This window comes from Dinghuibacter silviterrae, from assembly GCF_004366355.1.
Taxonomy (GTDB): domain Bacteria; phylum Bacteroidota; class Bacteroidia; order Chitinophagales; family Chitinophagaceae; genus Dinghuibacter; species Dinghuibacter silviterrae.
The window spans coordinates 3,090,996-3,111,376 of record NZ_SODV01000001.1 but is presented as its reverse complement, the minus strand read 5'-3'; the positions used below and the strand labels follow the sequence as shown (position 1 = coordinate 3,111,376).

The window sequence follows — 20,381 nt, the reverse complement described above, 5'->3', positions numbered from 1 at the left end:
AAGATAGTGAGTTAAGCAAGGTTGAACAAAAAAAGGTCTGACCTTTCTAGGTCGGACCTCCTTTTTTTATACCCGCGCTCACGCCGCGCTTAGGGGCGCGCCACCGCTTCCTCCCCATACATCTGGTCCTTAAATCGAAGAGAGGGCGACGCGATAAAAGCGCCGATCCCCAGCGACGCCCATTTGGCATCGACCGAGGCAATCGTTTGGTCGTCGGCGACGATGATGTTGGGCCAGTCGCGCGTAAACCCGTCCAGGGCGGCGGTTTTCAGGGTGCCGTCCAGGCCCAGGCAGGCGAAACGGGCCGTGGTGGCGCCGGTGGCAGCTTGGCCCGCGGAGGCAGCTTGGCCCGCGGAGGCGACGTGGCCCGCGGCGGCGGCATGGTCCGCGGTGGCGACGTGGCCCGCGGTGACGGCGCCCGCAGTGGCCGGCCTGTCAACGAGATAGTGATCCCGCTTGGGATCAAGGTTATTGCACAGGCGCCAAAGCGCCACCCCCAGGTCCCCTGCGGGGACGGTGTGCTCGACGTATAAGATCATCTTCAACCCCTCGGCCCGGGGGTCTGCGCAGAGACGCGTATGAAGGTCGGCCACGTGCCCGGCCCTGTTTTTTTCCACAGATAATATCAGACACGGAATCCCCAACCGGACCAGGTCTTCGTTTACGGCCCGGACTTCAGGGAACGCCTGAAAAAGCCAGGAGGCGTAGTCCGCCAAAAGAGGCCCCCACGCATACCGCGGATCGCTTTCCTCGGGCTGTTTGGCCGTCCCGTCGATACACATTTTCCCGCCAAAACCAAGGGCGTTGCAGCTATGGTCGAGCACGTCCATCGGGCCCGCGCTAAAGGCGATGTCGGTGGCCACGTTGCAGTGGGCAAAGACATAGCGCGCCAGGGCGGTATAATCGCTCAGGGGCGTCTCCCCGTCGGTCAGGACGAGGATTTTGTTGAACATCATCTGCCCGGCCCCCCACATGGCGTTCATGACCTTTTGCCCCTGGCCCGGGAAGTCCTTGCGGATGCGGGTGATGACAAGGTTGTGGAAAACGCCTTCGACGGGCATATCCATATCGACGATCTCGGGGACAAGGGTCATCTTGATGGGGGCAAGGAAAATACGTTCGGTGGCTTTTCCCAGCCAGGCATCTTCCTGCGGGGGAATCCCCACGATGGTCGCGGGATAGACGGCGTCTTTGCGGTGGGTAATGGCGGTAACGTGAAAACGGGGATACCAGTCGGGCAGGGAGTAGTAACCGGTATGGTCGCCAAACGGCCCCTCCCATATCAATTCTTCCCCGGGTTCGACATACCCTTCGATGATAAAGTCGGCGTCCGCCGGGACCTCCAGTTCGGGCTGGGTCAGACAACGGACCAGCTCCACCTGGCGTTTGCGCAAAAAACCCGCGAGCATGTATTCGTCTACGTTTTCGGGTAAGGGCGCTGTGGCGGAATAAGCGTAGACGGGGTCGCCGCCCAGGGCAACGGCCACGGGCATACGCCGGCCCAGCTTTTTATATTCGGCAAAGTGCCGGGCGCTGACCTTGTGTTTGTGCCAGTGCATCCCGGTCAGCAGGGGTCCGAACACCTGCATCCGGTACATACCCACGTTGCGGATACCGGTCCCCGGGTCTTTGGTGTGGATGACGGGTAAAGTGACAAAACGCCCGCCGTCCTGGGGCCAGCATTGGATGATGGGCAGTTTCCCGAGGTCGGGGGCGGTCATCACCACCTCCTGGCAGGCGCCCCTGCCCTTGCGGACCTTGGGCATCCAGGAGGCAAACTGGCTCAACTTTGGCAACATGCCCAGCTTGTCCAGGATTCCTTCCTTTGGGCTCGTCAGGAGCTTAAAAAGAGCTTCTATCTCGTGGGTAATATCGTCGAGGTCGTCCACCCCGAGCGCCATACACATCCGGCGCTGGCTGCCGTAGGCATTCATCAGCACCGGGAAGGCCGTACCGGTGTTTTCGAAGAGAAGGGCCTTGCCGCCGTCCTTGCTTTTGCTGACACGATCGGTGATCTCGGCGATTTCCAGGACGGGGTCTACGTATGCGTTGATGCGGACCAGTTCGCCCGCGCTTTCCAGTCTTTTGATGAAGGCTTGCAGATGGGGATATGCCATCCCGCAAAACTACGATAAATGCGCGTGCAGATAGTTGACCAGCGCCTTGACGGTCGTCAGCTTTTCCGCTTCTTCGTCGGGGATCTTGATGCTGAATTCTTTTTCCACGTCGGTGAGCAACGCAAAAAGATCCAGGGAGTCAACCCCCAGGTCATCTGCAAAGGAGTCGGTCATTTTGATCTGCTCCTGTTCCAGACCCAGCTTTTCGGACATCAATACCCAAAGCTGGGTTTCCAGGGTTTCCGTTGTCGTCGTGTTCATAGCGCATGCCGGTTTAACTGCAAAGCTCAGTCAAATCACGTTACCTCCAGGGAAGATTAATTTAATCTAATACGCGCTTCCGGCGGGCGCGTCCTCCGGCGCCGTCCCCCATTTCTTGTTGGGCGCGGGCCCCATGTCAAACTCCAGGGTGCCCCCGGACAGGATGTCTTTGTGGGTGATATAGGTTTTGTGATAAGGGCTTCCGTTCAAGCGGACGGCCTGGATGTAGATGTTTTTGCCACCGGCCTTTGGCGCGAGCACGGTAAACCGGCCACCGTTCGCCAAACGGATGACGGCCTTGCGGAGCTGGGGCGAGCCAAAGCAATAGACGCTGCTGGCGGGGTTGACGGGGTAAAAGCCCATGGCGCTGAAGATGTACCACGAACTCATCTGCCCGCAGTCCTCGTTACCGGCGTAGCCGGAGGACTTGTCGTTGTAGAGCTCCTGCATGATCCGGGCGGTATAGAGTTGGGTCTTCCAGGGCTGACCGGCATAGTCGTAGAGGTAGGGCGTATGGTGGCTGGGTTCGTTGCCGTGGGCGTCCTGCCCGATAAAGCCGGAGGCATTGCCGTTGACGTCCGCGGGTTTGGCCTGGAGCGTAAAGAAGGTGTCGAGTTTGTCGGTAAAAGAGGATGCCCCGCCGAGCAGGCGGATCAGGCCCGGCACGTCCTGGGGCACATACCAACAGTATTGCCAGGCGTTGCCTTCGGTATAGGGCGCGCCGCCATTGCCCCCGTAGGTCAGGGGATCAAAGGGGCTTACCCAGTTGCCGTCTGCGTTTCGCCCACGGAAAAAACGGGTGTCGGCGTCGTACAGGTTGCGGTAACTGCCCGCGCGGTCCATGAAGTATTTGTAATCCTCGGTCTTGCCCATGGCGTTGGCCATCTGGGCAACACACCAGTCGTCAAAGGCGACTTCAAGCGTCAGCGAGACGGACTGGGATTGTTTGTTTTCGGGGAAAAAATGATATTGATCCAGCAACCGGAAGGGCGCCCCGGGGTGTTCAACGACCGAAGAAGCGCGGATGGCGGCATACGCCTTGGCATAGTCGATACCGGGCAGGTGCTTCATATACGCATCCACGATGACGGGGATGGCGTGGTTCCCGATCATACAATAGGTCTCGTCCCCCCACAACTGCCAGATGGGAAGATACCCGTACGTCTCGTACTGGCGCAGCATGGAATTGATAAAAGCGGCGTCGCGTTCGGGTTGTACGAGGGTATAAAGGGGATGGGCCGCCCGGTAGGTATCCCAAAGCGAAAAGGTGCTGTAGTGCGTCCCGTCGGCCGCCTTGCGGGTGGTGAAGTCGGTGCCTACATACGCGCCGTCTGCATCGGCGAGGTTGTTGGGCTGGGTAAAAGCATGGTACAAACCGGTATAAAAAATCCGCTTTTGTTCCTCGGTGCCGTCCACGCTGATGCAGGACAATTCCTTGTTCCAGGCGGCGCGGGCGTCGGCCACGGTGGCGTCGAAATCCCAGCCGGGGAGCTCCGTTTCCAGGTTCCGTTCGGCGCCTTCCCGGCTGACGCTGGACAACCCGACCTTGACCAGCACGGGCTGGTCTTTGGACGCGTTAAAATCCAGCACGGCCTTGACACGGGTACCGTTGACGACGGTGCCCGCTTCCATGACCTTGCCGCCCTCCAGGAGCGCGTCGCTGACAAAGGGCTGGGAAAATTCCGCGCGGAAAAAGACCTTTCTCAACCGGCTCCAGCCGGTAATGATGCGGTAGCCCTCGATGGTATGGTCGTTGACCACCCGGACCTGGGCGGAGATGATCCTGCAGGGCCAGTAAAAACGCTTTTTGTCCAGGGAGTGGTCGAGGTCGATGATGACGTGCCCCCGGGTGCCGGTGGGGAACGTATACCGCTGCAACCCCACGTGCGTCGTGGCCGTCAGTTCCACCTTGGTATTCCACGTTTTGAGCAGGACGCTGTAATAACCCGGGGAGGCCTTTTCTGCGTCGTGGGTGAAGTCGGACTTGTATTGGCCGGGTTCCCACACCACCTCACCTGTATAGGGCATGCATAATATATCGAAGAGGTCGGCTACCCCCGTCCCGCTGAGGTGGGTGTGGCTAAAACCGAAGATGGAATGATCATTGTAATCATAACCGCTGGCCGGGTCGCTGGGGCTTTCCCGGGTGTCGGGGCTGAGCTGTACGAAACCGAAGGGCGTGCAGGCCCCGGGAAAATTGCTGCCGGAGAGACTATTGGTGTCCACCGCCCCTGTGCCGATAAACGGATTGACGAAAGAAGCGGGATCCGCCGTTTGGGCGTGAGCAGAAGACAATAGGGCCAGCGAGGCCAGCGTTATGCGAACGATACCACGAACCATGTTTCACCTCTTTTTTGGAGGGTACAATAATACGCATTGTGGAAGAATATACACAGGAAGATCCTATGAACGCCCTTGACACCGGCGGCGCGATGGTGCAGGACACCTTTCATGCCTGCCCCCACCCCATTCTTGCGCTGGGGCCCGTGTTCGATGCCGGCGGCTGTTTAACCGACTTTGCTATCTTGACCGCCAACCACGCGCTGGGCGTTTTTCTCGACAGGCCCGGCCTGGACTTTACCGGGTGCCTGATGCGCAGGGACCTCCCCATGCTGGGGTCTTACGGCCTTTTCGAGGTGTACGCCACCGCGCTCCAGCGGGACCGGCCCATGCAAGTGGACCTTTACCTGGAAGAACGGGGCAAATGGGTGGAAGTCGCCCTGGTCCGGAACCCGCAGGGTCTCGTCGCCACCATCACGGACGTCACGGAGAAAAAGCGCGTGGAGCAACAACTCAAGAGCAACTATGTGGAACAGGTGACCCTTAACCGCGCCCTCCGTCAAAGCAACCACCACCTGCAACAGTTTGCGTCTACCGCTTCCCACGACCTCCAGGAACCCTTGCGGAAGATCCTCCTGTTCTCCCAACTGCTCAAAGACAAGTATGGACCGGACCTGCAGGAAGGCGGTTTGGTATACATCGACAAGATCCTTCGCTCCGCGCTGCGCACCCAATCGCTGATCACCGACGTCCTCGCCTACGCCAGCCTGCCCACCCAGGGCGTCCCGTTTGAACGGACCTCCCTGAAAAACCTTCTGGCCGACATCCTGGAAGACCTGGAGCTGGTCATCCGGGAGAAAAAGGCGCGGATCTTCCTGTTCATGGGTCCGCTCCCCGACGCCGACGTCCTCCCCGGCCAGATCCGGCAGGTGTTTCAAAACATCCTTGGGAACGCCCTGAAGTTCACCCGGGACGACGTCCCGCCCGTGCTCCGGATCAGCGCCGACCTGATTGCCCGTCCGGCCTTTGACGCGCCGGCCCTGGAGCTCCTCGACCCCGGCACCGCCCTGTCCGAACGCGGGACCTTTGTCCGCATCCGCTTTTGCGACAATGGGATTGGCTTTGACCCCCAATACGCCGGTACGATCTTCGACCTTTTCCAACGCCTCCATTCCAAGGACAAATACGAGGGGACCGGGATCGGGCTGGCGATCACCAAAAAGATCGTCGAGGCCCACGGGGGGATGATTACGGCACGGGGGCGCGAGGGGGAGGGGGCGGAATTCACCCTTCTTTTGCCGCTACGGCACCGGGCCTGAGCGCCAAGGGCTTTTATTTATCGGTCGAATGGTTTATATTTCTAATCAAATGCTTGCTATGCCCCAGGACACACCGATCGAAATCGCCCGTAACAAAAAGAACCTGGCCTGGTACCTGGCCGGGGGATTACTCTTTTTTGCCATAGGTCTTTTCCTCCTCATCGACCCCGGTTCCTTCCTCGACTCCAAATGGATCACGCCCTTTATCATCGAAGCCGTGGGCGTTTCCATCATGGTGGCCGGGGGAATCTACAGCTACATCATGGCCGTCCGTATCGCCACCGTTTTCCCCGCAATGATCATTTCGGACAAGGACATCTACGACCATACCGGCACCCCGGGAGACGGGCTCATCAACTGGGACGACATCTCTGGGATCCGCGAGTCTGAGATTAAAGGCAAACGATACCTGACCATCGATGTCAAACACCCGCAGCTGTACATCGACCGCCAGCGGAACACCGGCAAACGGAAGGTCCTCGTGCGCCTGCTCGAACAAACCGGTTCGCCGATCCAGATACCGGCACACGAGGTCGACTATGACCTGCGGAGCCTGATTACGTTGCTGGAGACGAGGCTGGCGGCCTATCGGCTTACAGGCGCCCGGTAAGGCGCATTTTTGGCGCCCGGTCAGCCGCATTGTTGGCGCCCGCCAGCCGCGCTAGAGCCGCTCGATCAGCAGCGCGCTGGCGCCCCCGCCCCCGTTACAGATACCGGCCAGGCCGAAACGCCCGCCCGTCTGCCGCAGGATGCTCAACAGCGTCACGGTGATCCGTGCCCCGCTGCAACCGATCGGGTGCCCGAGCGCCACCGCCCCACCCCACACGTTGAGCTTTTGAAAGGGAATCCCCATATCCTTGGCGTTGGCCATCGCCACGCAGCTAAAGGCTTCATTGATCTCGAAAACGTCAATGTCTTCCGTTTTCAGCCCCGCTTTTTGGAGGGCACGAAGCATCGCCAGGGTCGGCGTCGTGGTAAACCATTCGGGATCCTGACTGGCGTCTGCATAAGACACGATTTTAGCCAGCGGTTTCCAGCCGTTCTTTTTGACCGTCTCTGCATCCGCCAGAACGACGGCAGCAGCCCCGTCGTTGATCTTGGACGCGTTGGCCGCCGTGATGGCGCCGTCCTTTGTAAACGCCGGTTTCAAGGTGGGTATCTTGTCGAATTTGACCCGTTTGTACTCTTCGTCCTCCCTCACGGTGATGGGTTCCTTCCCGGCTACCTCCACCGGGGTCAGCTCTTCTGCGAAGTAGCCTTTGGCATAAGCATCGGCCGCACGTTCGTAGCTTTTTATGGCGTAAGCGTCCTGCAGCTCGCGGGTCAACCCGTATTTCGTACTGCAAAGTTCCCCCGCATTTCCCATCGCATAATCTTTATAGGGGTCCCAGAGCCCGTCCTTCAACATCCCGTCGATCACCTGCCCGTGTCCCATCCGGTAGCCGTTCCGGGCTTTATCGAGGTAATACGGCACGTTGGACATGCTCTCCATCCCACCGGCCACCACCACGTTGACGTCCCCGAGCAGGATGCCCTGGGTGCCGGTCATGATGGCCTTCATCCCCGAAGCGCAGACCTTATTCACCGTGGTACAGGGGACCGACGTAGGAATCCCCGCGAAAATACTGGCCTGGTTGGCCGGGGCCTGCCCTATGTTCGCCGGGAGCACGTTCCCCATAAATACTTCCCGAACCTGCCCGGGGTCCACCCCCGCCCTTTCCAGCGCGGCCTTGATGGCCACGGCTCCCAGCCGGGGCGCCGGTACGGACGCCAGGGCGCCGTTAAAACTGCCGATGGGGGTGCGGGCGGTGCCTATGATGAAGACTTCTTTTTGTGCCATTCTTTTGGGTTTGAGGGGTAAAGATAACACTTGTTAGTATATTTAAATTTACCTAATTTTGGTAAAAATTCCATGTACCATGGAAGTCGTATTTAGAAACGCTAGCCTGGAAGTGTTGTATAGAAGTGGAAGAGAAACCGGGAAGCCGGTTTTTGGAAAGGAGGTGATCCGAAGCTTTATAAGAAAGATCGCGGTTCTAAAGGAAGCTACGCACGCCATCGAGTTGACCGCCTTCAAAAGCCTGCATTTCGAAGCGCTGACGAAAGAGGAAAGATTCCGGGGAATGCACAGTATCCGGGTGAACGACCGATACAGGCTCGTACTGAAGATCGCAAAGGAAATCGTAGAGATCCACGAACTCACCGATTATCATTAGTTATGGAAAACCAACACGTCATTGTAGGAACCAACAAACAAATCATCCATTCCCCCGTTGCCGTACATCCCGGCGAAATTTTGAAGGACGAAATTGAAGCGCGCAAGCTGGTTAAAATGGAAGTCGCAAAATCCCTGGGGATACAGCCGGGCCACCTCAGCGAGCTGTTTAAAGGGAAGCGCAACATATCCCCTTTGCTCGCATTGAAACTGCAACACCTGCTCGATATATCTGCCGAAACCTGGTTACGGCTTCAAAATTCCTATGACCTGACCATACTCCGGTCATTGATGGCAAAGGACAAAACGCGTACCCGGAAAAAGAAATCCGTGGCTTAGGCCACCCGTTCCTGATAACCGGCTAAAAACCTGCGAAACCGCCCCGACCGCATCAACCCCTTTTCCCAAAAAAATATCCCCACCACGGCACACCCAATCCCCGCCAGCACATCCAGCACATAGTGGTGGCTGGTATACACCGCCGCAAACCAGATACCGAGTACGACCAGCCCCAGGAAAACGTTGATCCAGCCGGCCCGGCTTTTCAGGCCGTAATACAGCGTCACCAGGGGATACGCCGCGTGGAGGGACGGCATGGCTGCAAACACGTTGGAGCTTTTGGCATACAATCCTTCGAACAGGTGGATGCCAAAGAAGAGGTCAAAACGGTGCAGACCGGCGGTGTTCCCCGGGGTATGGAGGTTGAGGTCGAAACCGTGCAACTGCACGTACCAGGGCGGGGCCGCCGGGAAAGTATAGTAGATGACGAACCCCAGGAGGTTGACCCAAAGGAAGGTCAGCGCAAAGGGGACGACAAAGGCCCGTTTACGCGCGAATAAATAAATCCCGAACCCCAGGGGCACCGGCATCCAGCAGAGATAGGCAAACCCCGTGGCCAGGTCGAGCGGGGTGCTGGTATGCGCGGCCCAGTATTCGTTGTACGACAACCCGCCGACGTGGAACAGGCGTTTGTCGGCCTCATAAAGGTCCCGGATATGCACCGGGCTGACGGCATAGTTCGGCAGCGCCTTCATAAAGTCGAACAACACCCAGAAGACGATAAAGGCGCCAAAGGCGAACAGGAATTGCCGGGTGCCGGTGCTGACAAAAAACAGGGCGAGGCAGAAAACGGACAACCCGACCTGTTCCGGTTTAAACCCGACGAGAAGTGTTGCCAGCAAGAGGTATGCGACGGCGATGGCCATGGCGCGCGCGCCGGCTTTGACGGATGTTTTTGGAAAAAAGGCCACTATGCTTTCTTTTGCCGTACGGCCCCTTCGGGGCCCATTTTGGGAAAATCGGAGTGAAAAATCTTGTCCCAAAGCACGGAGCTGACGCCGTAGCCCTTGGACATGTCGTCGTAGTGATGCAGCATGTGGTGTTGTTTGATGCGTTTGAACCACCCGCTTTTGAAGTTGGCGTGGTGCATGGCGTAGTGCATCATGTCGTATACGAGGTAGCCCGTGACAAAACCCGGAAAGAAGGCGTATAAATGCGCTGCAACGAAGAACATGCGGAACAGGAAATAAAACCCAAAGGCCAGGGGGATGCTGGCCGAGGGCGGCATCACCAGCCGGAGCGCGTCCCGGGGATAGTCGTGGTGCACTCCGTGGAAAATAAAGTGCAGCCGCTGTCCCCACTTCGAGCCCGGCTGGTAGTGGAACACGAACCGGTGCAGGATGTATTCGGCGATCGTCCAGGCCAGGAGCCCCAGCGCAAAAAATCCGGCCACCGAGGGCAGCCCCGCTCCCGCAGCGAAGGAACGATAGAGGAAATACCCCACCACCGGTATGTAGATGATCAACGGTACAAAGAAGGGCACCTTGCTCAGGGCCTCCATCCAGCCGGCCTTGAACATGCGGGTCGACTCCGTCGAATTGGAAATGTAGTTGCGTTTCATGTTGTTCAGATTTTGATCCTGCCCACCACGTCCTTGCCGTTCGCGGGGTCGATCCCTTTTAGTTCCACATACTCCACGTGGGGTGTCCAGAAGGACCCGCCCCGGATCTCCAGATAGATCCGGTGGAGGATGATCACGCGCCCGTTGAGGTCGGCAAAAACATGGTATTGATGATCCGCCGCCTTGATCAGGTACATCGAATACTTCTTGTAGGACACGAAGTGGAGCTCGTACTTTTCCGGCCCCATCCGCCTGGATTTGATCCCGTAGGCAAAGGTACGCTGTATGTAGTTTAATTCCTGTCTTTGCCCCTGTTCCTGGTACCGCAGCCAGAAAACGTGGACGGGGTTGTCCGGGTTGGGCACGCCGTCCTTGTCGTTGAGCTCGATCACAATGGTGTTGGTGTTGGGGGTGCGCTGGAGGTAGAACAATTGTTTGGGGTTGCCCGTGGGGGTGGGCATCGAATCTACGGGGATCAGGCTCAGTAGTAAAAATAATGCCGGGATCATCGTCCTGCCTCCTCCAACGCCGCCTTGGCGGCCACCAGCCGCTTGATGGCGGTAATGTTTGTCAGTACGGCCATCACGGTAAGCGGTATCGTAAAGATGGACATCGTTTCAAAGAGGTGCCAGCGGATCCCGCTGACGTACCATTTGTAGTCGCCGCCGATAAAGTGGGCGGTGGTCCCGCAGGCGATGGCGGACAGGCCCACGAGGATGACGCGCTCGGGGCGCTGCATGAGGCCGCCCTTGTTCTGGATGCCGAGACCCTCGCTCCGGGCGCGGGTGTAGCTGACCATCATGGACCCGATGAGGGCCAGGAAGGAGAACAGGGAGCTCAGGAAATAGTGGTGGGCGACGAGGTAGTAACAGATCCCGAGAAACATGACGAGCTCGCTGTACCGGTCCAGTACGGAGTCGTAGAGGGCGCCAAAGGTGGAGCTCATATTCCCCAGGCGGGCGACCTGCCCGTCGAGCATGTCGAAAAGTCCCGCGAAAAGGACCAGGCCACCGGCCCAGCCGACGTAGGAGAGGTCTCCGCGGTTGCCTTCCTCGGCGCCTATGATAAAGATAACGGCGACGCCTATGTTCAAAAGAAACCCGACGGTGGTCACCACGTTGGGGGTGAAACCGATGCGGATCAGCCCTTTGACAAAGGGGTTGATGACGGCGTAAATCCCCTTTTGGATGCTGTCGCGCGCGCCGAGGCGGCGGGAAACGGGGAGGGTGCTAGGTGTTGTTGAGTATGCCATGCTGCACAAAGTTAAAATTCAAATTTGGTACGTACGCGAATCCCCCACTGGTCGACGAAGGGATGACTCAGGTAGGTCAGGCGGCGGACATAGTCCACGCGCACGACCTTAAAGATGTTGCCGATCCCCCCGCTGACCTCGATATAGGGCCGGCCGTCCAGGGAATAGGTGCTGGGATCGCCGGTGGCATAGGTCGGGAACTTGAACAACCCGGGGGTTTTGTCGGGGTTGTTTTCGTCCCGGATGCCGCCAAACAGGATCTTGGCGCTGCCCACTTCCCGGAGCCGCAGCCTTTTGAGGAGGGGTATCTTGTTAAAAAAGAAGCCCCCGAAGTTCTGGTCGACGTTGAGCGCGCCGTAGTGGTCGCTCACAAACTCCATAAAATCCATGAGGTTATACGAGTTGAGCTGGTAGGCGTAGGTTTGGTTGGCGCGGTGGATGTCGAGGAGGGGGAAGGGGATTTTCCCCAGGATATAGCCGCCTTCGAGGGTCACGTCGGAGTACCCGAGCTGCCCGAGGTAAAAGCGTTTATAGGCGCTCCCCCACAGGTTCCCGTAGTTGTATTGCCCCCCGGCGAGCCCCTTGATGCCCTGGGAATATTTTATTTCGAAAATAGGATACTTGTTAAAGATCGGGATCCGGTAGACCTTGCCCTGGTAAAACTGTTCGTTGGGCGCCCAGCGGAAGTCCGCCGAGAGTTCGGCGGTGGTCACATAAGGGATGTCCATGGAATCCACGGCCTCTACCTTTTCATAGTCGATGTCGCCCGCGGGTACCTGTTTCCAGTACTTGAACCCGAAGTTGTACGACAGGCCCCGGCCAAATTCCCGCACATAATTGAGCTTGAAGATGTCGTTATACAACCATTTGTTGTTGTCCCCCCGTTTGAAGCTCAACAGGAAGTTGTCCTCCTGTACGAACTGCAGGTCCTGGCCCGGTATCTTGGTATCGTGCTGAAAGCTGGCCTGGATATAGTTAAAGGGATAGTCGTAGATCGTCCGGTGGTTCAGGGCGTAAGTGGCGCTTAGGAAGTACTTGACCTGCTGGTCCTTAAAACCATAGGCCACGTAGGTCTCGGTATAAAACGTCTTGCTCAGGGACGGTAGCGACCGCCCCCCGAACCTTAAACGGAAGCCTTCTACCGGGTTAAAGCTGTAAAAGGCGCTGACGGGCCCCACCTCGAACCAGGGACCGGAGCGTTTGTACCCCGCCAGCAGAAGGGTGGCATAGTCCAGGGTCCGTTTAAAGGACTTCATGTTCTGAAGGCTGTCGATGTTGGTGTAGATCCTGGCCTCGACCGGCGACAACGCCTTCCCCCGGGCCGCGTACAGGACGCTGTCCGTCTGTGCGGGCGCCGCGGCCAGGACCACCTCGGAAGGACCTTTGTAGACGCTGTCCGGGGCGGGCTGATTGATGACATAGTTCGAGTAGGTCACCGCGCGCTCGCCCATGATCCCCCCGGAGGAGCTTTTCAGCAGCGAAAACTCGGCGAGGATCTCGCTGTACTTGATGTGGTAGCGCTGGTCTGTCCCGCGCTCAAAGTTTTGCCGGATATGGACATCCCTCGCCCAGTTGAGGTTGGCGTACTTGCTCACGCCAAAGTCCACCTTCTGTATGGCGTACTGCCCGTCCAGGGTGATCCAAAGGGTCCCTTTGAACAGCAGGTCGTTGGGGTTGCGGGGATAAAAGTTCATCCGCACCAGCCTGATCCCGTCCACCTCGGTCGTGTCCTGTATATAAAACAGGTAAAAGGTGGGCGCGAGGTCGGCAATGGGGCTCATAAACTGGGTAGACAACAGCGCAATATTGTTGTCATACACATCCACGGGCATGTACAACCGGTTCAGGTAGTTTTTGATCCCCCGCATATCCAGGTATTCCCCGTAATTCACTTCCCGCTTCGACAGAACATAGCTTTTCTCTTTCCCGGGGTCCTTCCGGAAATACCGCTGATAGGCGGTTTCCTCCAGGTAGATGGGCAAAAGGGCCTTGCCCGGAAGGATGGTCGTGTCCCGGTTCTCGAACATGAACTTGAAATTCTTGAACAATTTGCTGTTCATGAGTTTCTCCGGCTGTTTGGTCAGCGAGCACTCCATCTTTTCGTATTCCTGGTATTGCAGGTATTGGTAGGACCCCACCCTGTTGACCGCCTTGTGGTCGATCACCTTGCGGATCAGCTCCACGGCGGGGTTCCCCTTGTTGCGGTATTTCCCTTTGCCCCTTGCCGTAATCACGATATTCTGCAATTGCCCTGCCAAAGCCAGTTGGACGCTGACCGTCTGGTCCTTGCCCGGGGCGATCGTCCGGGTCACCGTGGTATACCCGACGTGGGAAAACTGTACCGTCGCCAGTTTTGTATTGGCGGTGGTCAGGACAAAAGTGCCGTCCGTTTTGGACAGAACCCCGTTCCCGCCTTTGAAATACACGCTCACATCCTCTACGGGCTGTCCCGTGGAGGCGTCTTTTATATCGCCCCGGACCACCGTCTGGGCAAAGACCTCCGGTCCGGAAGTGATCGAGGTCCAGAGGATGCCGGCGGCCAGTCTTATGATTCGTCTCCAATACTTCATTCTTCTATCGTTTTGTCGCTCCGTGTGGGAACACGAACCACCGTTGCATAAAGTAGCTGTACGTCAGCCCCATCACAACGGACACGCCCACCCGTGCAACCATATAATGTACATGCACAGCCAAAGCCTTGACCAAAAGGGTGCTCAGGACGATGTTTCCTATCCACACCAGGCCGTACCGGATCCCTTGCCCCAGGGCCGCACCCTGCCGGGCGTCAAACACCCAGGTCCGGCCCATCACAAAGGCCAGGATGCCCCCGCAGACCATGCCCGTGGCGGTGGCCGGCCCTACCTTCATCCACCCGGTATGCACCAGGAGGCCGAAGACCAGAAAGTCCACCAGCGACGCCGCGATGGCCGCCATATTTGCTTTTATATAAGTAAACATAAACTCAACACCACGTTTGCGTAAATCCCCGCCACTATATCATCCACCATCACCCCCCATCCCCCGGGCAGCGCCTCCGTCTTCCGGATCCCCAGCGGCTTCCAGATGTCCAACACCCGGAAAAGCACAAAACCCGGCAGGATGGTTTTCCACCCTAGGGGGTGGAACAACACCGCTACATACATCCCCACCACCTCGTCCAGGACTGCTTTCGGACTGTCCTCGCCCCATACCGCCTCGACCCCGTTCCCGGACCAGATGCCTAAGAAAGTGAGCGCAAGCGTGAACAGGGGCAACCAGAGCCATCGAAAGGAAACCGCGGCACCCGCGGGGGTAAGCGAAAAACCATATAAAAGGAGGGCGGCCACGGCAGCGGCCAGGGTCGCGCCTCCTTTTTTCAGAATATATCCAAGGCCGCCTACGGAGGCGACAAATTTTTGCGCCCGGAGCCGGCGGCTCATAAAATTTCGGCCAGCTCCTGGTAATAATCCAAACCCAGGTGGGTGATCAGATCCTCACCCATGATATGCCTCAGGGTATTCTGCAGCTTGATGAGCTGCCTGAAGATATCGTTGTCCGGGTGCAGCCCCGGTGCGGTCTGGGGAGACTTCAGGTAGAACGACAGCCATTCCTGGATGCCGTACATACCCGCGCGCTTGGCGAGGTCGGAGAACAGGGCGAGGTCCAGCGCCACCGGGGCGGCTAAGATGGAGTCCCGGCAGAGAAAGTTGATCTTGATCTGCATGGTATACCCCAGCCATCCGAAGATGTCGATGTTGTCCCAGCTTTCCTTGTTGTCGCCGTGCGGAGGATAATAGTTGATCCGGATCTTGTGGTACAGGTCACCGTACAGCTCCGGGTGCAGGTCGGGTCTCAGGATGTCTTCGAGGACACCCAGCTTGGAGACTTCCTTGGTGCGGAAGTTGTCCGGGTGGTCGAGGACATACCCGTCGCGGTTGCCGAGGATGTTGGTGGAGAACCAGCCCCGTACCCCGAGCGCCCGGGCCTGGAGACCGGGGGCGAGGATCGTCTTCATCAGGGTTTGTCCCGTCTTGAAGTCCTTGCCCGCGATGGGTGTCTCGGTCTTTTTGGCGAGGGCCACCATGGCGGGGATGTCACAGGTCAGGTTGGGCGCCCCGTTGACAAAGGGGATCCCCTGGGACACCGCCGCGTAAGCATAGATCATGCTGGGCGCGATGAGCGAATGGTTCTCGCGAAGCCCCTGCTCGAAGCTTTCGATGGTTTGGTGGACATCCACGGCCTCGATATACTTTTCCGTCGAACCACACCACAGGACCACCAGACGGTCGACGCCCGTGGCTTTGCGGAACGCTTCGATGTCGGCGATCACCTGTTGGGCCAGGTCCCATTTGGAGGCGCCCGTCTTTACGTTTTTACCATCCAGGTTGGTGACATAGCTCCGGTCAAACACCGCCTTCATGGGCTGGATGGCTTCCAGCTCGTCCTTTACGGAGTCGAGCAAGGGCTGCTCCAACACCCTGGCCTTGCTGGCCGCCTCGTAGACGTTGTCCTCATAAAGGTCCCAGCCGCCGAAGACAATGTCGTTCAGGTCGGCCAGGGGGACGAAGTCCTTTATTTTCGGGTAGCGGTTGTCCGTTCTTTTCCCGAGACGGATGTGCCCCATCTGGGTCAAAGACCCGAAAGGTTGACTCGGCTTGCCGTCCGGGCCCGAAGGGGCTCCTTTGCGAACAGCGGCCACGCCGGCGATCAGGGTCGTGGCGACGGCGCCAAGACCCGGGATGAGGATGCCCAGTTTACCACGGGCCGGAGACACCCCGGCCTTACCATTGAGATTACTCATATAGTGCTTTTAAACGTTAATGACAGATCTAATTACAGCCAGCCGTTTCTTAGGTACCACTCTAAGGTCTCTTCGAGCCCGTTCTTGAGGTCATAGTCCGGCCAGAAACCCAGCTCGCGCCGGGCGGAGTCGATCCTGCACACCCAATTGGGGGCAGTCAGCTCCTGTAGCTTTTCGCGGTTCAGGGCGGGGGACTTGTGTCTCCGCTCATACACGCGCTCCAAGCCGGTGGCAATGATTTTGACAAGAGGCACGGGGACAAAGAACTTCAGGGTGCGGCGGTGGAAATAGGCCTTGACGATCCCGGCAAGCTCGTAGCGGTCATAAGCGCGTCCGTCGGTGACGTTGTAGAACCGGTGCGTATGCTCGGTAAAGAGCGCGTGCACGGCGAGGTCCGACAAGTCTTTGACATAGACGAAGCTGAGACGCTGCGGGGCTTTCCCGATGTAGGGCTCCCATCCCCTGCGGATCAGACGCAGGAGGATAAAGATGTCCTTGTCACGGGGTCCGTAGACGGCCGTCGGCCGTAGTACCAGCCATGGTAGGGGTTGAATGGCCAATCTGCGCTCGGCGAGGAGTTTGCTCCTGCCGTAGGCAGTAACTGGGTTGGGTTGGGTATCTTCTGTAATGGCTTCCTCCCGGTTGCCCAGCGGCCCTATGGCCGCAAGGCTGGAAAGAAAGACCAGTTTTTTCAAGTTCGGCAGCGCGGTCCGGGCCGCTTCCGCCAGGTTTTCCGTGGACGCCGCGTTGGCGGCGTCGTAGGCTTCCTGCGTGGGCGCCTTGGTGGCCCCCGCCGCATGGATGATAAAATCGTAGCCTCCTTTGTCCAGTTCTTCGGCCAGCTGATCCTTTCGGGCCAGGTCCAGGGTGGCGTACCGGATCGCCAAACCAGACAAATGACCGACCTGACTACTTTGCCTGATCCCCGCGGTGACGTCGAGTCCCCGGGCGAGCGCCGATTCAATCAAATGGTATCCTACAAACCCACTGGCGCCCGTGATCAGTACTTTCATATCGCTTTCTCGTAAATCCTGTACTTCTTGTATACTTTGCCGTTCACACTCTCAATGCCTTTATTCATCAGGTCGTTGTGTTCGAGTATCCAGGAGGCTTCCGCGCCCTGCATCCCGCGTTCCAGGCCGCGCTTGATGATGTAGGCATAAAAACAGGCCTCTATCCCCAGCTTGCGGTAGCCGTCCACCACGCCCAGCGCCAGTACGCGAATGCTCTTGATCTTTTTCATACCGGTGAGCAGCTTGATGATCCCGAAGGGGAGCAGGCGGCCGCGACGGACCTTGATCAGGATCTGGTTGATGTCCGGGATCGCCAGGGCAAAACCCACGACCTTGCCCTCGTGCTCCGCCAGCAGGCAAAGCTTCGGGTCCAGGAGCATTTTCAGGTCCTTGGCCAGGTAATTGAATTCATTTTCCGTCATCGGTACAAAACCCAGGTTCTTGTCCCAGGCCTTATTGTAGACCTCCCGGAGCGCAGCCGCTTCTTTAGCAAAATCTTTAACGCGGACCGGCCGGATGGTGATCCCGTGGCGGGTCAGGCGCTGCTCCAGGGAATCCAGGAGCCGCACCGTCCGGTCATTTCTGCTTTCGCGGTCGATCCACCAGGCCAGCAGGTCCACCTTTTTACCCAGACCGGCGTTTTCCAGCAAACGGGCATAGTACGGTTTGTTAAAGGTCATCATGGCCACGGGGGGCTGGTCAAAACCCTCGATGAGCAACCCGCAGGTCTCGTTCGTAGACGGGTTGACGGGTCCGATAAACGTCGTGGCCCCCTTGCCCTTCACCCACCCAGCCGCTGCCTTCAGCAAAGCATCTGCCACCGGCTGGCTGTCGATCACGTCAAAAAAGCCAAAGAACCCGTCGCTCGCCTGGTTGAAGGCGTTGTGGTTCCGGTTGAAAATCGCGGCGATCCGCCCCACCGGTTTACCGTCCTCGTAGGCCAGGAACTTCTGTATCTCGGCGTTCTCGTGGAACGGATGTTTGCCGGGGGTCAGCAGGTCCCGCTGGGCGATAAAGAGCTCGGGAACATAGTTGGGTTCCCCTGCATACAGCGTATGCGGAAAGTCGACGAAGGCTTTCATGCCCTTTGACCCCTCAGCGGGTACTACTTCGATCATATAGCTTGGCTTTTTGGAATAAACTGGATGTTCAGGTCGCTCGCGGCCTTGGAGAGCTTCTCCACCGCCTCCTCGATCTGGGCGTACGTATGGGTCGCCATCAGCGAGAAACGGATCAGGGTATCTTCGGAGGCCACGGCCGGGGAAACGACCGGGTTGACAAAGATGCCCTCGTCCTGGAGCCGGCGGGTCAGCTGGAAGGTCTTTTGGTTATCCCCGACATAGATCGGGATGATGGGGCTTTGGGTATGACCCGTATAAAATCCTTCGTCCTTGATCAGCGAAAGGGCATACCGTGTATTGTCCCACAGTTTCTCGATGCGCTCCGGTTCCGCCTGGATGATGTCCAGGGCGGCGAGCACACTGGCGACATTGGCCGGGGGCATGCTGGCGCTGAAGATCAGCGACCGTGCCCGGTGTTTGAGAAAATCGATGGCGACAAAATCCCCGGCGACAAAACCGCCCAGGGAGGCCAGCGACTTGCTAAAGGTGCCCATGATCAGGTCCACCTTGTCGGTCAGCCCGAAGTGGTCGGCCGTCCCCGCCCCCAGGGTCCCCAGGACCCCCAGGCTGTGCGCGTCGTCGACCATGATGTTGGCACCGTATTTCTCGGCCAGCTCCACGATCACGGGGAGGTTCACGATGTCCCCCTCCATGCTGAAGATGCCGTCCACCGAAATCAGTTTGATGACGTCCTCCGGAAGCCCCTTCAGCCTCCGCTCCAGGTCGTTCATATCGTTATGGGCGTACTTGACGGTGCGGGAAAAAGAAAGACGGCTCCCGTCGATGATCGACGCATGGTCGGACTCGTCAAGGATCAGGTAGTCCTGGCGGCCGGTAAAACCCGACAACACCCCGAGGTTGGTCTGGAACCCGGTGCTGAACAGCAGGGCGGATTCTTTGCCGACATAGGCGGCCAGCCGGTCCTCCAGCTCATGGTGTATGTCCAGGCTGCCGTTCAGGAACCTTGAACCGGCGCAGCCCGAACCGTATTTGTCGAGCGCCTGTTTGGCCGCTTCGAGAATTTTGGGATGGTTGGTCAGCCCCAGGTAGGAGTTGGAGCCGAACATCAGCACCCGCTTCCCTTCCAGGATCACTTCGGTATCTTGTCCCGACTCGATCATCCGGAAGTAAGGATAAAGGCCCGCGGCCCGGGTCAGCTCGGCGTCCTTCCATTGTGACACCCTTTCTAGTAGATTTTTCTGCATGAATAGCTCCTCCTTAAGCAAAATGAACAAATGGTGTTGCAGCCGTTGGGTTGGGAGGGGGGCCCCGTAGGGGCCGGACCACAGGTTGAGATCGCAAAGGTCGCAAAAACCCGTTGATCCACCCATGTCTTTTTCTCCTCTAATTATGTCCAAATGTCGGCAAACAAACTATATCGCTCTCCTGAACTCCGATGGCGTGAGCCCCTCGTGTCTCTTGAAAAATTTACGGAAAAAAAACTGGTCGCTGAAGTGCAGCTCCCCCGCAATGTCGTTGACCGACAACGCCGGGTCGCCCAACAGGCGTTTGGCCTCGCGCATCACCATCTCGTCGATCAGTTCCCCTGCCGTTTTGCCCGACACTTCCTTGACCGTTTCGGTCAGGTATTTGGGGGTGACGAAAAGTTTTGCGGCATAAAACCGGACGCTCCGCTCCTCCCTGACGTGGTCGTTCAGCAAGTGATGAAAACGCACGTGCAGCTCTTCCTTCCTGGTTCTTTTCATCTTCCTGCCCGTGCGTACGCGGCAAAGCGACGCCAGCTCGTACAAAAACGCCAGGAAGTGATGCCGGATCACTTCATCGGTGTAAGGCTTGTCCTTTTGTTCCTGGCTTTTGTGCTTCAACAGGTGCAACAGGGATGCCAGCGCATCCGCTTCCTGTTGCTCCAACATCAGGTGCGGGGGAAAATCAAACGCGGGTATTTGTTCCTCCAGCACACCGATACGCGCCAGGTATTGACGGGTAAAGACGATCCCCGCCGCCGAGGCGTCCGTACCGACATGAGTCAGGTCCCGGACCGTCCGGGGGGATGCGATCGTCAGCGTATTTTTCGTGAGAAAAACGGCAAAATAGTCATTGCGGGCCTTCTCTTTCCACTGGCCCTCGAAGTCCGCAATAGCCTGTTCTATACTCAGCATATT

Annotated in this window: 20 protein-coding genes; 4 read left to right on the top strand and 16 right to left on the bottom strand. The window is 58.0% G+C overall.

Features of this window, described 5'->3' with window-relative positions; genetic code table 11:
- Positions 1-89: 89 nt before the first annotated feature.
- The 3 genes from EDB95_RS13495 to EDB95_RS13485 all read right to left on the bottom strand — a co-directional run bounded on the left by EDB95_RS13495 (position 90) and on the right by EDB95_RS13485 (position 4,718).
- Positions 90-2,117 (bottom strand): menaquinone biosynthesis decarboxylase, encoded by a 2,028-nt coding sequence (locus EDB95_RS13495; protein WP_246073629.1) that lies wholly within the window; start codon positions 2,115-2,117, stop codon positions 90-92.
- A gap of 9 nt (positions 2,118-2,126) precedes the next feature.
- Positions 2,127-2,378 (bottom strand): acyl carrier protein, encoded by a 252-nt coding sequence (gene acpP, locus EDB95_RS13490; protein WP_133994328.1) that lies wholly within the window; start codon positions 2,376-2,378, stop codon positions 2,127-2,129.
- A gap of 66 nt (positions 2,379-2,444) precedes the next feature.
- Positions 2,445-4,718: a GH92 family glycosyl hydrolase gene (locus EDB95_RS13485; protein ID WP_133994327.1), complete on the bottom strand. Its 2,274-nt coding sequence runs from the start codon at positions 4,716-4,718 to the stop codon at positions 2,445-2,447.
- Between the two features lie 38 nt (positions 4,719-4,756).
- Here EDB95_RS13485 and EDB95_RS13480 point away from each other — a divergent pair, with 38 nt between their 5' ends.
- Together EDB95_RS13480 and EDB95_RS13475 are read left to right on the top strand one after the other, a co-directional pair.
- On the top strand, positions 4,757-5,977 hold the full coding sequence (locus tag EDB95_RS13480; protein ID WP_133994326.1) for a sensor histidine kinase: 1,221 nt from the start codon (positions 4,757-4,759) through the stop codon (positions 5,975-5,977).
- A 49-nt stretch (positions 5,978-6,026) separates the two neighbouring features.
- On the top strand, positions 6,027-6,587 hold the full coding sequence (locus tag EDB95_RS13475) for an STM3941 family protein (protein WP_133994325.1): 561 nt from the start codon (positions 6,027-6,029) through the stop codon (positions 6,585-6,587).
- A gap of 51 nt (positions 6,588-6,638) precedes the next feature.
- Here the strand turns inward: EDB95_RS13475 and EDB95_RS13470 are convergent, their stop codons facing one another.
- Positions 6,639-7,817: an acetyl-CoA C-acyltransferase gene (locus EDB95_RS13470; protein WP_133994324.1), complete on the bottom strand. Its 1,179-nt coding sequence runs from the start codon at positions 7,815-7,817 to the stop codon at positions 6,639-6,641.
- 79 nt (positions 7,818-7,896) lie between these two features.
- Between EDB95_RS13470 and EDB95_RS13465 the strand changes: the two genes are divergently transcribed.
- Both EDB95_RS13465 and EDB95_RS13460 read left to right on the top strand, forming a co-directional pair.
- Positions 7,897-8,193, top strand: coding sequence for a type II toxin-antitoxin system RelE/ParE family toxin (locus EDB95_RS13465; RefSeq protein WP_133994323.1), 297 nt, complete (start codon positions 7,897-7,899; stop codon positions 8,191-8,193).
- 2 nt (positions 8,194-8,195) lie between these two features.
- Positions 8,196-8,531: a HigA family addiction module antitoxin gene (locus EDB95_RS13460; RefSeq protein WP_133994322.1), complete on the top strand. Its 336-nt coding sequence runs from the start codon at positions 8,196-8,198 to the stop codon at positions 8,529-8,531.
- Here the strand turns inward: EDB95_RS13460 and EDB95_RS13455 are convergent.
- The 12 genes from EDB95_RS13455 to EDB95_RS13400 all read right to left on the bottom strand — a co-directional run bounded on the left by EDB95_RS13455 (position 8,528) and on the right by EDB95_RS13400 (position 20,378).
- Complete coding sequence (locus EDB95_RS13455) at positions 8,528-9,442, bottom strand: phosphatase PAP2 family protein (protein WP_246073626.1); 915 nt, start codon at positions 9,440-9,442, stop codon at positions 8,528-8,530. The genes EDB95_RS13460 and EDB95_RS13455 overlap by 4 nt on opposite strands.
- Entirely contained in the window at positions 9,442-10,092 is a 651-nt protein-coding gene (locus tag EDB95_RS13450) for a sterol desaturase family protein (RefSeq protein ID WP_133994321.1), read from the bottom strand. Before EDB95_RS13450 ends, EDB95_RS13455 begins: the two co-directional genes overlap by 1 nt.
- Before the next feature lie 5 nt (positions 10,093-10,097).
- Positions 10,098-10,553 (bottom strand): DUF4833 domain-containing protein, encoded by a 456-nt coding sequence (locus EDB95_RS13445; RefSeq protein ID WP_246073625.1) that lies wholly within the window; start codon positions 10,551-10,553, stop codon positions 10,098-10,100.
- 44 nt (positions 10,554-10,597) lie between these two features.
- On the bottom strand, positions 10,598-11,344 hold the full coding sequence (locus tag EDB95_RS13440) for a CDP-alcohol phosphatidyltransferase family protein (RefSeq protein WP_133994319.1): 747 nt from the start codon (positions 11,342-11,344) through the stop codon (positions 10,598-10,600).
- A gap of 11 nt (positions 11,345-11,355) precedes the next feature.
- Positions 11,356-13,914 carry a DUF5686 and carboxypeptidase-like regulatory domain-containing protein gene (locus EDB95_RS13435; RefSeq protein WP_133994318.1) on the bottom strand — a complete coding sequence of 853 codons (2,559 nt, stop codon included), beginning with the start codon at positions 13,912-13,914 and terminating at the stop codon, positions 11,356-11,358.
- 4 nt (positions 13,915-13,918) lie between these two features.
- Complete coding sequence (locus tag EDB95_RS13430) at positions 13,919-14,278, bottom strand: GtrA family protein (RefSeq protein ID WP_162852587.1); 360 nt, start codon at positions 14,276-14,278, stop codon at positions 13,919-13,921.
- Positions 14,279-14,286: 8 nt separating this feature from the next.
- On the bottom strand, positions 14,287-14,763 hold the full coding sequence (locus tag EDB95_RS13425) for a phosphatidylglycerophosphatase A family protein (RefSeq protein ID WP_133994316.1): 477 nt from the start codon (positions 14,761-14,763) through the stop codon (positions 14,287-14,289).
- Positions 14,760-16,124, bottom strand: coding sequence for an inositol-3-phosphate synthase (locus EDB95_RS13420; RefSeq protein WP_133994315.1), 1,365 nt, complete (start codon positions 16,122-16,124; stop codon positions 14,760-14,762). The genes EDB95_RS13425 and EDB95_RS13420 overlap by 4 nt, the downstream gene beginning before the upstream one ends.
- Before the next feature lie 32 nt (positions 16,125-16,156).
- On the bottom strand, positions 16,157-17,137 hold the full coding sequence (locus EDB95_RS13415) for an NAD-dependent epimerase/dehydratase family protein (protein WP_133994314.1): 981 nt from the start codon (positions 17,135-17,137) through the stop codon (positions 16,157-16,159).
- Complete coding sequence (locus EDB95_RS13410; RefSeq protein WP_133994313.1) at positions 17,134-18,255, bottom strand: GNAT family N-acetyltransferase; 1,122 nt, start codon at positions 18,253-18,255, stop codon at positions 17,134-17,136. The genes EDB95_RS13415 and EDB95_RS13410 overlap by 4 nt, the downstream gene beginning before the upstream one ends.
- Positions 18,252-19,439, bottom strand: a complete 1,188-nt coding sequence (gene spt / locus EDB95_RS13405) for a serine palmitoyltransferase (RefSeq protein WP_246073624.1) — start codon at positions 19,437-19,439, stop codon at positions 18,252-18,254. The genes EDB95_RS13410 and spt overlap by 4 nt, the downstream gene beginning before the upstream one ends.
- Positions 19,440-19,631: 192 nt before the next feature.
- Positions 19,632-20,378: an AraC family transcriptional regulator gene (locus EDB95_RS13400; protein WP_133994312.1), complete on the bottom strand. Its 747-nt coding sequence runs from the start codon at positions 20,376-20,378 to the stop codon at positions 19,632-19,634.
- Between the last annotated feature and the right edge of the window lie 3 nt (positions 20,379-20,381).